The 13,125-nt window shown below is 70.1% G+C and carries 13 protein-coding genes; 4 read left to right on the top strand and 9 right to left on the bottom strand.

Going from position 1 to position 13,125, the window contains the following annotated elements; translation table 11 throughout:
* Positions 1–13: 13 nt before the first annotated feature.
* Complete coding sequence (locus tag CRP55_RS40540; RefSeq protein ID WP_097327317.1) at positions 14–649, bottom strand: hypothetical protein; 636 nt, start codon at positions 647–649, stop codon at positions 14–16.
* A gap of 350 nt (positions 650–999) precedes the next feature.
* Between CRP55_RS40540 and CRP55_RS40535 the strand changes: the two genes are divergently transcribed.
* On the top strand, positions 1,000–2,826 hold the full coding sequence (locus CRP55_RS40535; protein ID WP_097327316.1) for an amino acid adenylation domain-containing protein: 1,827 nt from the start codon (positions 1,000–1,002) through the stop codon (positions 2,824–2,826).
* 11 nt (positions 2,827–2,837) lie between these two features.
* On the opposite strand, the gene CRP55_RS40530 is transcribed toward CRP55_RS40535, so the two are convergent.
* From CRP55_RS40530 to CRP55_RS40520, 3 genes are all read right to left on the bottom strand, one after another.
* Positions 2,838–3,875 carry a WxL protein peptidoglycan domain-containing protein gene (locus CRP55_RS40530; RefSeq protein WP_097327315.1) on the bottom strand — a complete coding sequence of 346 codons (1,038 nt, stop codon included), beginning with the start codon at positions 3,873–3,875 and terminating at the stop codon, positions 2,838–2,840.
* A 65-nt stretch (positions 3,876–3,940) separates the two neighbouring features.
* Positions 3,941–5,896, bottom strand: coding sequence for a fibronectin type III domain-containing protein (locus CRP55_RS40525; protein WP_097327314.1), 1,956 nt, complete (start codon positions 5,894–5,896; stop codon positions 3,941–3,943).
* A gap of 113 nt (positions 5,897–6,009) precedes the next feature.
* Entirely contained in the window at positions 6,010–7,200 is a 1,191-nt protein-coding gene (locus CRP55_RS40520) for a HupE/UreJ family protein (RefSeq protein ID WP_097327313.1), read from the bottom strand.
* Positions 7,201–7,334: 134 nt separating this feature from the next.
* Here CRP55_RS40520 and CRP55_RS40515 point away from each other — a divergent pair, with 134 nt between their 5' ends.
* Positions 7,335–7,997, top strand: a complete 663-nt coding sequence (locus CRP55_RS40515) for a type 1 periplasmic-binding domain-containing protein (RefSeq protein WP_097327312.1) — start codon at positions 7,335–7,337, stop codon at positions 7,995–7,997.
* Between the two features lie 10 nt (positions 7,998–8,007).
* Positions 8,008–8,736, top strand: coding sequence for a VOC family protein (locus tag CRP55_RS40510; protein WP_097327311.1), 729 nt, complete (start codon positions 8,008–8,010; stop codon positions 8,734–8,736).
* A 12-nt stretch (positions 8,737–8,748) separates the two neighbouring features.
* On the opposite strand, the gene CRP55_RS53565 is transcribed toward CRP55_RS40510, so the two are convergent.
* The 3 genes from CRP55_RS53565 to CRP55_RS40500 are packed head-to-tail and all read right to left on the bottom strand — an operon-like array spanning position 8,749 to position 10,832.
* Entirely contained in the window at positions 8,749–8,907 is a 159-nt protein-coding gene (locus CRP55_RS53565) for a hypothetical protein (RefSeq protein ID WP_179855544.1), read from the bottom strand.
* A gap of 47 nt (positions 8,908–8,954) precedes the next feature.
* On the bottom strand, positions 8,955–10,025 hold the full coding sequence (locus tag CRP55_RS40505) for a serine hydrolase domain-containing protein (protein WP_097327310.1): 1,071 nt from the start codon (positions 10,023–10,025) through the stop codon (positions 8,955–8,957).
* 42 nt (positions 10,026–10,067) lie between these two features.
* Positions 10,068–10,832 carry an Imm26 family immunity protein gene (locus CRP55_RS40500; protein WP_097327309.1) on the bottom strand — a complete coding sequence of 255 codons (765 nt, stop codon included), beginning with the start codon at positions 10,830–10,832 and terminating at the stop codon, positions 10,068–10,070.
* A gap of 42 nt (positions 10,833–10,874) precedes the next feature.
* On the opposite strand from CRP55_RS40500, the gene CRP55_RS40495 reads away from it, so the two are divergent.
* On the top strand, positions 10,875–11,561 hold the full coding sequence (locus CRP55_RS40495) for an aspartate/glutamate racemase family protein (protein WP_097327308.1): 687 nt from the start codon (positions 10,875–10,877) through the stop codon (positions 11,559–11,561).
* On the opposite strand, the gene CRP55_RS40490 is transcribed toward CRP55_RS40495, so the two are convergent.
* Both CRP55_RS40490 and CRP55_RS40485 read right to left on the bottom strand, forming a co-directional pair.
* Positions 11,550–12,038 carry a flavin reductase family protein gene (locus CRP55_RS40490; protein WP_097327307.1) on the bottom strand — a complete coding sequence of 163 codons (489 nt, stop codon included), beginning with the start codon at positions 12,036–12,038 and terminating at the stop codon, positions 11,550–11,552. The two genes, CRP55_RS40495 and CRP55_RS40490, sit on opposite strands and share 12 nt — an antisense overlap.
* Positions 12,035–13,105 carry an FAD-dependent oxidoreductase gene (locus CRP55_RS40485; protein WP_097327306.1) on the bottom strand — a complete coding sequence of 357 codons (1,071 nt, stop codon included), beginning with the start codon at positions 13,103–13,105 and terminating at the stop codon, positions 12,035–12,037. The genes CRP55_RS40490 and CRP55_RS40485 overlap by 4 nt, the downstream gene beginning before the upstream one ends.
* Positions 13,106–13,125: the final 20 nt, after the last annotated feature.

The following is a 13,125-nucleotide window of genomic DNA, read 5'->3' as shown; positions in this document are numbered from 1 at the left end:
GGAGGGTGTCTCCTTATGTGGGGTGGGTGGTGCCTCGGCGGCGCAGCGCCACGACCAGCACGATCACGACGAGGAGCACCCCGAGGGCGACCCCGCCGATCTGTACGGCGGCGCTGCGCCCGAGATGGGGTCCGTCCGCCGCGACGTCGCCGAGGACCCAGTCGTGGGTGTCCTCGCCGTCGCGGTAGACCGCGTGCTGGCCACCGGGACCGGTGGCCAGACTCTGATAGGCCGGGTTGAGGTCGGTCAGCGTGCGCACGGCGACGGCGACCCGGCCGACCGGCGCGGAACAGGCATAGTCGACGGTCACGCCGTTGCGGGCCAGATCTTCCGGCGCCAGCACGGTGCCGGGGCAGGCTTCATCGGCGCGCGTCACGCTGATCTGCTTGAGGAGGTACGCCGTCAACTGCTCCGACGGGCCGAGAGCGGCCGAGTCGGAGGCTTGATAAAAGACGGCCCCGTCGAGGAAGACCCGATCCTCGGGCAGCACGCCCAGCTTCACGCCGAGCAGCGTGAGGTCGTCGAGGCCGCCGACCTTCCACCGGATCCGGACGACGTCCGGGCGGGCCGGGTCGAGCGCGACGGTGACGGTCTGCGGGTCGCCGAACGGGTGGGCCGCCGCCGGCCGCGCGGGCAGGAGCGCTCCCACGGCAACGAGCAGAAAAATGGCGACAAGACGGCGTCCGAAGTGGTGCACGAACGAGAATCCTGTGGGTCTCCTGAGAAGTCCAGTCCTAGCTGACTTGATCAACAGGAGAATGCCTGGTTAAGGAAGAGCGCCGGCGCCCCTCCCCCCGAGGGACACCGGCGCTCGGGCCGGCACGGCGTTTGCCGCCGCCGTGCGGCCACGAAGCTCGCCCGCCAGCGAGCTTTCCAAGGGTGCCTCCGGCGCGAGGCTACCCAGGTGACGGCCCGGATCGTAGATCGATTGCAACGGGAACGTGCCAGTGCAACTTTCAGAATTGAATTGATCTGGTCACGGCCGGTAAGTTCGATCGAGTGCCGGCAGCCACCCCTCGCGAGCGGATCGGCTGGCTGCTCCGGGTCAACCGCCGCCTCGCCCGCGACGACCGGTGGCACACCGGCAAGGCCTTCGCCGCCGCGTTCCGCCCGGCCGGCGACCGACCGCTCGCCGAGTCCCAGATCACCCGCTGGGAGAACGGCACGACCGGCGCGCCCCGGGCCGCGATCCGCCGCTACGAAGACCTGCTCGGCCTGGCCCCGCATTCGCTGACCACCCTCAAGGACGCCCTCGACCGGGCCACCGGCACCCCGGCCGCCGGCAGCCCGTCCACGGCCGGCGCCCGGTCGTCGTCCCGCGCCTCGTCCGGTCTGCCGGCCGGCGCCTGGTCCGGCTCCACGTCCGGCGTCTTGCCCGGCCCGGCGTCCGGCCCCTCGTCCGATCCCTCGTCCGGACCCTCGTCCGGCCCCTCGTCCGGGCCCTCGTTCGGGCCCTCGTTCGGGCCCGAGGGTGACCCGCGTCGGCTGCACGCTCTGCTCGAGGTGGCGACCGGCGCCGGCGCGATCACCGGCCCGGAGTGGGACGAGCTCACCGACCTGGTGCGGGCCCGGCCCGGCCTGGTCCTGCACCCGCCGCGCCTCTGGCAGGAGCTCTCCCAGCGCCTGCTCACGGAACTGGCCGTGGCCGAGGACAGCGCCTGGCTGCAGCGCCAGGAGTCGATGAGCCGCCTGCTCGGCCACCCCGACGCCGGTGCGCACGCCGTCGACGCCTGCATCCGCCTGGCCGAGGACACCGGCAACCCGGTGGTCGTGGAGCCACTGTCGCTTCTGGACACAACGGCCCACCCGGACGCGAACAGCCACATCCGCCGCACGATCGCCGCCGCCGGCGACGACCGCGCTCTCTACGGCGCGTTGCTCGCCGCCGTCCGCAAGATCAAGGTGCGGCACTTCAGCCCCGGCGAGCTCGGCGACATCGGCCGCTCAGTGGCCGGCTTGCTCGGCGACCCCGGCCTGTCCGCCACCCTGCGCCCGCTCGCCCTGCAGGTCGGCCGCGCCCTGACCAGCGAAGCCGCCGCGTCGGGCCTGGCCCTGCCCGCCGAAGCGGCCGCGATCGGCCGGATCCTGACCGCCCAGGCCGCCGCATCCGGCCGGGCTTCCCAAGCCGCCGCCGGCCGGGCCCTGACCGGTGAGGCCGACGCGCTGGGCCTGGCCTTGCCCGCCGAAGCCGGCCGGGCGCCGGCCGGCTGGCCGCCGTCGGCGGCGGAGACGAAAGCGCGGCTCATCGCGGCCCGCGCCTGCTCGCAGGCCGCTGTCGACCGGCCGGCCGAGGTGACGCTGGCCGAGCTGGTCGGCGAGAGCCTCGACAGCGACAACCCGGACCAGCGCCTGCTCTCGGCGATGTTCGTCGCGGCCACCCCGCTGCGCGAGCCGGTGGCCGCGGCCATCCTCGACCGGGTCGTGGCCGACCTGCGCGGCCGCCGCGACACCGACCTCGACGCCGCGCTGCGCACCCTGACCAACCTCGGCTCCGAGGTGCACCGCCCGCTGATCGCCCAGATCCTGACCGAGCGCGAGTTCGGCGACCGGGCCCGCTACGCCGCCGCCTGGGCCACGCCACACTGCGCGGGCGCCTTCCCCGAGCCAGCCTGGAGCCGCATCCTGGCCATCCAGCTCGCGGCATGGCAGCGCTGCCCCGACGGCCTCGGCCGCGAAATCCTGCACGGCATCACCTACGGCATAGGCACCGACAGCCACCGCACACTGCTGCACCGAGTCCGCGAGGACGCCCGCATGCCCCAGGAGGCCCGCACCACCGCCTCATGGCTCCTGACCACACCCGCGGTAATCCACGCCGGCGGCTGACTCCGCCCGCGTCAGCCGGCGGCGGTGGCCTTGTCGCGCAGGGCGTCGGCGACCGCGTCGCGGACTCGGGCGTCCTCGCGGGCCTTGCGGCGCGAGCGGTTGCGGCGGGTCAGGACGACGGCGGCCACGATGAGGGCGATCAGGGCGACAACCAGGGCCAGCAACGTCCACGGCCAGGCCCAGCCGTGCGCGGTGGCGGTCACCTTGTCCAGCGATGACGTCGAGCCGGAGGCGTCGGTCAGCTGCGGGACCAGCGTGACTGTGGCGTCGAGCAGGATGGCCGCGGTGACGCCCTCGACCGGGACGGAGACCTTCCAGCTTTCGCCGGGCAGCAGCTCCGGCGGGTCGGCGATCTTCGTGGTCTCGGCCTTGAACAGGCCGAACGGGCCGGTGATCTGCACGCCCTGCTGGGCCGTCTCGACCGCGTTGCCGACGTTGTGGATCGTGTAGTCGATGGTCGCGGTGCCCTTGCCGAACGGGTTCGCCGTGCCGTCGTACGAAATGTGGGTGTTCTCGATCTTCAAAGCGGGCGTCAGGTCGCCACCCACCCGAAGCTTGATCTTGATGCCGAGCCGGCGGTCCACGTTGACCTGGGCGGAGTCGTCGGCCTGGGTCAGCGAGGTGATGATGCCGCCGACGTAGTCGCCGGGCGTCGCGTTCGACGGGATCTCGACCGTGAACGGCACCGTGACCGTCTTGCCGGCCGCCACCGTGATGTTCTTCCGCGCCGCGTGCACCCAGGCGCCGATGCCCTTGCCCTTGGCCCCCGCGCCCTGCAGGTCGAGCGTGCCGGTGTCGGTGGTGAAACCGTCGGCCGCGTAGACACCCAGCTTGAGCCCGGTCTTGCCGCGGTTCGCGACGACCAGTCCGTCCTTGGTCTGTGCGCCGGGGTTCACGGCGTAACTGAAGCTGGACCGGGTCGCGCCGAAGCTGTTGGACTCCGTCCGCACGGTCCAGGTGACGTCGCCTTCGTCGGCGGAGGCGGGCGCGGGCGCGAGGCCCACCAGCACGAGGGCAGCGGCGGCGAACAGGGCAAGTCTGGTCTTCATCGGTAAATCCCTAAGTAGGTAGCGGGGCGGCACTCGCAGGTGCCGCCCCGCTTTTCAAAGCTCGATCAGCTGCTGAGCGCGGTGATCGTGAGGGTGGTGCGGTAGGTGCCCTTGGCCGCGTCGCCCGGGACCTTCAGGTCCAGGCCGGCGCTGACCTTGGCGGTGCCGCGGGCGTGGCCCTGCTCGGCCGACGCGAGACCGCGCGAGACCGAGAGACCCTCGCCGTTGTTGCCGTAGCCCGAGGGCACGGCCGCACCGGCCTTGGCGCCGGCGCCGGAGGCGATGACGCCCGGGGTCCAGCCGAGGTTGGCGCCCGAGAACGACTTGTCGGCGTCCTTGAAGTCGCCCACGCTGGCCGCGACCGACCACGGCGAGAGGGTGCGACGGGTGTCGGAGACGACGATCGGGTTGATCTCACCACTGGCGGCGAAGTAGTCGCCGGTGGCGTTCTCCTTGGCGGTGCCGAGGTCGACCAGGCCGTTGTAGCCGTCGATCGTCCAGCCGAACTCGCCGGGCGCCGCGGTCGGAACCGCGACCTGGATCTTCTGACCGTCACCGTTGTACGGGTGGATGGTCACCTTGTCCGTGACCGAGCCGACCGGCTGGCCGCTCTCGGTGTTGGTGCACGACGAGCCCAGTTCGACCGAGGCGTTCGGAGCGGCGCAGGTGCCGCTGCGGATGTTCTCGACCTGGAGCTTGTCGTTGCGCACGGCCACCTTGACGTAGCTGCGGACGTGCTCCTGGTTCTGCGACGAGTTGTACCAGTAGTTGTCCGGGTTCAGCGGGTCGGCTCCGTTGCCGGCGCCGCTGGTGCCGCTGCTGTCGGGCTTGGTGATGTCGTAGTACTTCGAGCCCGACGCCGAGTTGGCGGTCACGTAGATGACGCCGCCCGGGCCCGGGTACACGTCGGCCTGGCCCGGCTTCTCGTCCGGGTTCGCCTTCGCGCCGTTCTTGATCTCGTAGCTGCGGGAGTAGCTGTGGTCGTGACCCTGCAGGACCAGGTCCACGCCGAGCTTCGAGAACGCGGTCGGGAAGTCCGTACGGCGGATCTTGTTGTCGCCGTCCTTGGCGTGCGCGGCCGGCGAGTAGATGGCGTGGTGGTAGACCAGCACCTTCCACTTGGCGTCGCCGCCGTGCTTGTTGATGACGTCCTGGACGTACGACAGGTGCGCCGCGTCGCCGCCGCCACCCTGCGAGGTGGCGTAGGAGTTGCTGTTCAGGTCGATGAACAGCGTGTCCTTGTAGATGTACCAGTAGTCGCCACCCGACGTGTTCGAGGTCGGCTGGCCGTTGGAGTAGTACGCGCCCGAGCGGTCCGTGTTCGGCGTGAACAGGTGCTGCTCGTACGCCTTGCCACCGACGTCGTGGTTACCGATGGTGGCGGCCCACGGGTACGACTTGAGCTGCTGAGGCGCGAGGAACGAGTTCCACTGCGACTCGGTGTTGGCCGTCTCGACCTGGTCGCCGCCGGACACCAGAAGCTCGGCGTTCGGGTTGGCGGCCAGCGACACGTTCACGGTGTCCACCCAGCCGGCCTCGTCCTTGGCGAGGTTGCCGGAGGAGCCGATCTGCGGGTCGCCGTAGAACAGGAAGTCGTAGTCGCCCTCGAAGTCCTGCGTCTTGAAGGCGTACGCCGGCGACCAGTTGCCCTCAGAGCCCACCCGGTACGAGTACTGGGTGTTCTCCTTCAGGCCGGTGATCGTCGCGTGGCGGTTGAAGCCACCGCTGGTGGCGATGTTGGCCGCGCCTACCGCGGCGAACGTCGCCGAGCCGGCGGGGAACTCGCCGTTGACGATGGAGGTGGTGGGCGCGAGCTGGACCTGCTGGGCGGTGTCCGCCGAGGAGTACCAGGTGACGATGCGCTGGGTCTCGTCCGCGCCCACGCCCAGGATGACGGCGCTGAGCGTGGCGGTGTCGGCCGCGCTCGCGGGGGTGGCCAGGCCGCCGCCGAGGGCGATGGCGAGGCCGAGTACCGCCGCGCCGGCAGTGGCGCCGACGCGGTGGTGCCTGCTGGATCTCATCGTTTTTCCTCAATCCAGATGAGAGGGGGTTGCGAAATGCATGCTCAAGCTGGTGGGCCCCGGTGAACCGCTCATGAACAAGATCAAGAACCTCGGTGGCACCTGCCGAAAAGTCAGGCTTTTACGCGCTGGATAAACCACACAAGGCCCATCACAGCCACCCCAGCCGAGACCAAACCGGTCACCCACAACGCCGCCCGGGGGCTCCGCCGGCGCAACAGGATCAGCAGCGGGAAGACGACCGCGATGATCGACAACTGGACGACCTCGATGCCGACGTTGAAGACCAGCAGCGACCACAACAGCGTCCACGAGAACGCTTCGTCGATCCCCAAAGCGCCGGCAAAACCGAGTCCGTGTACGAGTCCGAAGCAGAACACGACCGCGAGGCGCGCCCAGCCCGCCCGGTCGAGCTTCCAGTGGCCGCCGCCAGAATCTTCAAGATCAATGGCATGGTCGCCGCGCCGCCAGACCCGCACGAGGTACCAGGCGGCCACCACGGCGATCGACAACGCGATGATCGGCTCCACCACCCGGGCCGGCACGTCGACCAGGCCCAGCGCGGCCAGCATGAAGGTCACCGAGTGGGCCAGCGTGAAGCTGGTCGCGGCCAGCACGATCTCGCGCAGGCGGCGCGAGCCGGCGATCAGGGCCAGCAGGAACAGGATGTGGTCGATGCCGGTGAGCAGATGCTCGGCGCCCAGCCGGAAGAACTCCCAGAACCGTTCGTACCAGCTCTGCGCAGTGGAGAAGGCCGGATGCCCCGAGTCGAGCGCGGCACTGCCCGTACGGCCGTCAATTTCGTACGTCACGATGGTCTTTGTGCCTTTGACATAGCCTTCGTCGTCCGGGAAGAGGCCGCTGCGCAGCTCGTGCCCGTCCTCGGCGCCGGGGCAATTCCAATCGAGGACCAGGTCGGCGTACGGGACACCTTCCCGCTCCCCGATCGTGAAGTCACCCTGCCTCGTGGCCGCGCACGATCGGCTGCCGGACGACAGCGAATAGCGCTTCGTGACGTAACTGACGACGGTGTCGGCGTGCTCGTTGAGGGCTTGGGCCTGGGCGCCGGAGTCGCCGTCCTCGAAGGCGGCGTTTCCCGTACGGAAGAGCGGATCGTCCTTTTCCGTGTCGGCGGCCGAGACCACCAGCAGGTCGTACTCGAGCTCCAGCTTCGTGCGGACGTGCCCGTCACCGCCCGAGGTGACGTCGGTGTACACGGTCGAGCTGAATCCGTGCGCGTACGCCGGCGTGGCTCCCAGCAGGGCGACCGCCGCAACGGCGATCACCAGGGCGATGCGTTTCATCGTTGCACCGTGCACCGTGCGGGTTAACAAGATCAAAAACACTGGCGAACCGATGACGACAAAGCTGCTCGCAGGCGGTTTTCCCCGCTCCCGTCGGCTAGAAAAGATCGCCTGCTGTTGAGAGGAAGTACGTCTTGCGCCGCCTGCTCTGCGCCGTCGCCGCGGCCGCCCTGCTGACCGTCGCCGGCTGCGGGAACGGCAGCGACTGGTCACAGCCGCACCCCGCGCCCACCCCCGTCGGCACCCTGGGCGCCGGCTTCACCGACCCGGCGGCCCCGCCCACCCCCGAGGGCACGGTCACCCCCTCCCCCGGCTCGTGGGACGACGTCCACCCGTCGAAGGGCTACCGGGTGGTCCTGCTGCACGCGGGCGACGACGCGCCGACGAAGGCCCTGACGAAAAGCGTCCGCGACTGGGCGGACGACGAGAACGTCGACCTGCGCGAGGTGGCGGCCGGCGCGGCCAACCCGATCGACGACATCGTCAAGGCCATGGACATGAGACCCGACCTGATCGTCAGCGCCGGCAACCCCTTGATCGACGCCTTGACCACGGTCAGCGCCAACCACCTGGACCAGCACTTCCTGGTCGTCGGGGCCGAACTGGCCGAACCGACCCACAACGTGACCGCCGCCGACTGGACCGGCGCGTCCTTCCGCGGCGAGGGCTTGGGCATGTCCTCCGCGTACGACCCGACGTCGTTCACCGAGGCCCGCTGCGCCGCCGCCATCCGGGCCGGCGTGGCCGCCGTCCTGACCGGCACCACCGGAATCGTCCTCTGGCTCGACAAGGTCTAGGGTCGCTCGCATGGCGACGCGTCTCGTGCAGATCAACATGAAGGCCCGGGACGAGGCGGCACTGGGCGCATTCTGGGCTTCGGCTCTCGGCTGGGAACTCTCCAGCGAGGGCCCAGGAGTGACGAACCTCGAGCCCCCGGGCTTCACCTATCCCGACCCGGTCGCGGTCGTCGTCGACCTGGTGGCGTCCCCGGAGCCCAAAACGGTGAAGAACCGGGTGCACCTCGACCTGGCCACGCAGTCGCGCGACCACCAGGCGGCGCTGGTCGCCCGCCTTCGAAAGCTCGGCGCCACCCTCGCCGACGTGGGCCAGGGCGACGACGTCTCCTGGACGGTCATGGCCGACCCGGAGGGCAACGAGTTCTGCGTGCTCGACTCCCTCTACGACCAGACCGGCCCGATCGCCACTGTGGTGGTCGACTGCACCGACCCGCGCGCGATGGCCGGCTTCTGGGGCCAGGCCACCGACTGGACCGTCCACCGGGTGACGGACGACAACGCGGTGCTGCGCTCAGCTCAGGGCGTCGGCCCGTACCTCCAGTTCCTCCGCACCCCCGACCGGAAAACCGTCTGGAACCGGGTCCACCTCGACATCCGCCCTTACCCGGCCGACGACCTGGAGACCGAGGCGGCCCGGCTCCGCTCACTGGGCGCCACCGTCCTCGACCTGCCCGACATCCACTGGAAGGTCCTGACCGACCCAGAGGGCAACGAGTTCTGCCTCCTCACCCCAGCCTGACGAACGCATGTGTCACCGGACCGGCGACCGCAGCCATGCCTGAGCCTGCCCGAACAAGCGCTTCACAGCGCCAGGCGACTGCTCGGTCTCGTCCGGGAAGTTCTTGTCGACGTCCTCCCGGCGAAGCTCCCAGTACCTGATGAACGCGATGCCCAGAGAAATCTGCCGCACCGACCGCCTGTACTCCACTTCGCTCTGCGCCGAGCGCCATACCTTGATCACAATTCGGAGGACTGCCAGGCGGCGGCCATGGGGGCGAAGGCTCGCATGTCGGCCAGGCCGCCGGCCATCTTGTTCATGGTGTAGGCGTAGGTGGCCCTGGCATCCATGTCGATGACGGCCAGGGAGCCGCCCGCCCCTCCCCAGTAGAGGGTGTTCGGGCTGGGCATGAAGTCGCCTCCCACGGCGAAGCCCAGGCCGAAGCGAATGGGCACGCCGAGGATGAGGTCGACACCTTCGACCTGGACCTCGAGGGCGCTGCGGCGCGTCGCCTCGGAGAGCAGGCCGCCGCCACAGGCCAGGATGGTGTGGATGCGGGCCACCGACCGGGCGTTGCCGGTGCCGCCGCCGGCCGGGATCTCGGCGGCCCGCCAGGCGCGGGTGTTGGCGATCGCCGTGGTCAAGCGCGGGTTGTGGGCGGCGTTGTCCTGCAACTCGGTCACCTCGCCCGAGAAGGCCTCCTCCGCGGGCGGGATCAGCTCGGCGACCCGGTGCTCCTCCGAGGCGGGCAGGCCGATGTGGAAGTCGGCGCCCAAAGGCTCGGCGATCTCCGAGCGAAAGACGGTTCCCAGCGTACGGCCGGTGATGCGCCGAACGATCTCCCCGATCAGGAAGCCCTGCGTGACAGCGTGATAGCCCGAGGCGGTGCCCGGCTTCCAGAACGGCTCCTGCGCCGCCAGCAAGCCGGTGACCTTCTCCCAGTCGTAGAGGTCTTCCGGCTGCAGCGGCACCCGCCAGCCGGACAACCCCGCCGAGTGGCTCATCACCTGCGCGACCGTGACCTCTTCTTTGCCCGCCGCCGCGAACGAGGGCCAGTACCGGGCCACCGGCGCCGCGAAGTCGAGCTCACCCCGGTCGGCGACCAGCAGCGCGGTCAGCGCCGCCATCGTCTTGGTGATCGAGTAGACGTTGACGATGGTGTCCCGCTCCCACGCCCGCGTCCGCGCCGCGTCAGCATGCCCACCCCACAGGTCGGCCACGACTTCCCCGTCGACGGTCGCGCAGAAGCTGGCCCCCACTTCCGCCCCGTCGGCGAAGTTCTGCTCGAACGCGGCCTCGATGCCGTCCATGCCCGCAGCAGACCAGACCGGCCCAACACGGGGCAACGCATTTCACGCCCAGCGAGGGTCGTTCCCGCCCAGCATCGCGTCGACCTCTTCGCTTGAATACGCCTGACTGAACGACGGATCGTCGAGTCCGACGGCTTTCTCCTCGGCCGCGTCCAGTGGGCGGAGCACACCTGCCGCGGTCTCGCCCCCGGCGTATCGGTGGTAGATCTCCGGTTCTGCCGGAAAGCGTTGGCGCAGCCGGTCGTCATGTCCCACGATCCGCCACCGGCCTTCGGCGATGGCTGCGTCGTCGGTGTAGATGTGGCGGGTGACCCCGTGAACGGGCACGGCCGGCGTTCGAGGTGTAAGGAATGTGCCACGTAACGGGCCGATCGCCGTGCCGAATCTGTTGCGGGTCAGTACGACGGCGATCCGATAGCGCCCGTTGGGCAAGGGGATCGCCAGCACGTCACCGGACCGCGATTCGTGTCGTTTCGGCGCGCGCACCACCAATTCGGTGACCGCGGCGCCGTCCACGTCCGCGAAGTGTTCCGCTTGGACAAGAGGGAGCAGCACGGTCGCCGCCTCGTCGACCGCCACGCCGGCCAGCAGAGCGGCCGCGTGGACGAAGGCGGCATCGTTCAATGTTGCGACCCGGGAGTCGCTGGACGGCCGGTATCTCCAGGTGCCGACCAGGGCCTCGATTCGCGCGGAGGGGGCGGCGGACACCCCGTACACCAGAATCTCCAGCACCTCGCCCAGTGTCGGCGGCGCGCCGAGGTCGTCGGTGAACGCCTCCACCAGGTCGCCGAGTGTCCGGTTCGACATCGTGCCCCTCACGCTGGTCTCGACGTCGGGAAGAATAGCGGCATGCGTGTTCTGGGGCTGCTCGGCGGCATGAGCTGGGAATCGACCGACTACTACTACCAGCGGCTCAATCGTGGGGTGCGGGAGCGGCTCGGTGGGCTGCACTCGGCGCACAGCGTCACCTACACCGTGGATTTCGCTGAGGTCGAGCGGATGCAGGTGGCCGGGGCGTGGGACGAGGCCGGGAAGTTTCTCGGTGAGTGCGCTCAGAAGCTGGAGCGGGCCGGCGCCGAGGGCCTCATCCTCTGCACCAACACCATGCACCGGGTGGTCGACGCCATCGAGGACGCCATCGACATTCCGGTGCTGCACATCGCCGACGGCACGGCGACCGCGCTGCTCGACGACGGCGTCGAGGAGGTCGCCCTGCTCGGGACGCGCTACACCATGGAGCAGGACTTCTACCGCAAGCGGCTCGAAGCGAAGGGCCTGCACGTCGTCGTTCCCGAGGCCGAGGACCGGGACACGATTCACCGCGTCATCTTCGACGAGCTCTGTCAGGGCCGGGTCGAGGCGGCCTCACGTCAGGCGTACGTCCAAATCCTGGAAAAGATGCCGGCGGAGGCGGTCATCTTCGGGTGCACCGAAATCGGGCTCCTTCTCGATCAGAGTCAGACTCCGAAGAAGGTGTACGACACCACGCTGCTCCACGTCGAGGCCGCGCTCGACTGGATGCTGTCAGAGGGCTAGGGACCGGTACGTGCTGCCGTGGAAGACGAGCGGCTGCACGGACTCGTCGGCGTCGAGGTCGTGGACGCGCAGCAGGATGATGTCGTGGTCGCCGGCCGGGATCTCGCGTTCGATGGAGCAGTCGAGCCAGGCGCTGGAACCTTCCAGGAGGACGGCGCCGTCGGGGCTGGTACGCCAGTCGAGCGCGGCGAAACGGTCGACGTCGCGGGCGCTGAGCTGGCGCCCAGCCTGTTCCTGGTGGGCGCCGAGCACGCTGACGCCGAGGCGGCCCGCCCGGCGCAGGGTGGGCCAGGTGGTGGAGGTGTGCGCCACGCAGAGCGACACCATCGGCGGGTCGAGCGACACGGAGACGAACGAATTGGCCGCGAGGCCGGTGGGCTTGCCGTCGACGAGCGCGGCCACGACGGTCACGCCGGTGGGGAAGGAACCGAAGACGCGCCGCAGGCGCAGCGGTTCCAGCGCCGACTGCATGGTCATGGGTTCTCCTGTCCGAGGGGGATGGCGAATCTCGGTACGGCCGGCGTGCCGGCGGTGGTCAGGTCGGCCAGCAGCCGCCCGATCGCCGGCGTGAACTTGAAACCATGCCCGGAAAAGCCCGCCGCAATCACCAGCGGCCCACGGCGGTCGATCACGAAGTCCGACGTCGGGGTGGTCGTGTAGGTACAGCTGATCGGCACGTCACTCTCCGGGTCAACACCGGGGACCCATTGCCGTACGTAGTCACGAAGGCGTTCCGCCCGTACGGGTTCCGCGGCGTAGTCGCGGGCGTCCGGGTCCACGACGGGCCCGTTCCCGTGGAAGCCCACCTTCACACCCTCGCCGGGGGTGAGCAGCCCGTACACCCCGGCGCCGCCGTCGTGGTGGATGAAGCTCGGCCAGTCGGCGTCGGAGACGGGCGTGAAATGCGCCGGCTGTTCCTGCGTCACCCGCAGCGGCAGCAGGCCGGGCAGCAGCTTCGACGTCCACGCCCCGGCGGCCACGATCACGCGGCGTGCCCGCAGGGTCTCGCCGGCCGTGACGACCTCGACGTCGTCGGCACCGCGGACGGTGATGGCGGTGACCTCGGTCTCGTGTCGCACCTCGGCGCCGAGTTTCGCCGCCGCCGTCTGGAGGGCGGCCACCGCGTGGTCGGCGTGGACCCGGCCGCTGGACGGATGGAAGAAGACGGGCCTGGTGAAGCGCAGCCCCGGCCAGCGTTCGGCGGCTTCCTCCCGCGGCAGCCATTGCCCCGGCACGCCGGCCGCGGCCAGGGCGTTCGCGATTGGCTCGATCGACGCGCGGTCGCCGTGGTCGACGCCGCCGGTCAGTTCGAGCAGTGACGGGTCGAGCTCGCGCCACAGGCCGAGGGCTTCGCGGGCCAGCGCGATGTAGTCGGCCTGCGCATACGCGAACCGGAAGATCCGCGACGCCCCGTGCGAGGCCCCATGTTTGTGCCCGGCCTGGAACCGCTCCAGCAGCGCCACCTCAGCCCCGCGCCGAGCAAGCTGCCATGCGGCCGCCGAGCCCATCGCCCCGCCGCCGACAACGATCGCGTCGAGTGTCACCGCGCGCCTCCGCCCACCGC

It is taken from the genome of Paractinoplanes atraurantiacus, assembly GCF_900215205.1.
In the GTDB taxonomy this organism is placed as follows: Bacteria; Actinomycetota; Actinomycetes; order Mycobacteriales; family Micromonosporaceae; genus Actinoplanes; species Actinoplanes atraurantiacus.
Note: the sequence above shows the minus strand (reverse complement) of the source record. Positions and strands in the feature narration are given on the sequence as shown.

Excerpts from the sequence above, each read along its gene's own strand:
- CRP55_RS40495 (WP_097327308.1), top strand. The coding sequence starts at position 10,875 with ATGCGTGTTCTGGGGCTGCTCGGCGGCATGAGCTGGGAATCGACCGAC.
- CRP55_RS40505 (WP_097327310.1), bottom strand. The coding sequence starts at position 10,025 with ATGGACGGCATCGAGGCCGCGTTCGAGCAGAACTTCGCCGACGGGGCG.
- CRP55_RS40525 (WP_097327314.1), bottom strand. The coding sequence starts at position 5,896 with ATGAGATCCAGCAGGCACCACCGCGTCGGCGCCACTGCCGGCGCGGCG.
- CRP55_RS40510 (WP_097327311.1), top strand. The coding sequence starts at position 8,008 with ATGGCGACGCGTCTCGTGCAGATCAACATGAAGGCCCGGGACGAGGCG.
- CRP55_RS40530 (WP_097327315.1), bottom strand. The coding sequence starts at position 3,875 with ATGAAGACCAGACTTGCCCTGTTCGCCGCCGCTGCCCTCGTGCTGGTG.
- CRP55_RS40520 (WP_097327313.1), bottom strand. The coding sequence starts at position 7,200 with ATGAAACGCATCGCCCTGGTGATCGCCGTTGCGGCGGTCGCCCTGCTG.
- CRP55_RS40500 (WP_097327309.1), bottom strand. The coding sequence starts at position 10,832 with ATGTCGAACCGGACACTCGGCGACCTGGTGGAGGCGTTCACCGACGAC.
- CRP55_RS40490 (WP_097327307.1), bottom strand. The coding sequence starts at position 12,038 with ATGACCATGCAGTCGGCGCTGGAACCGCTGCGCCTGCGGCGCGTCTTC.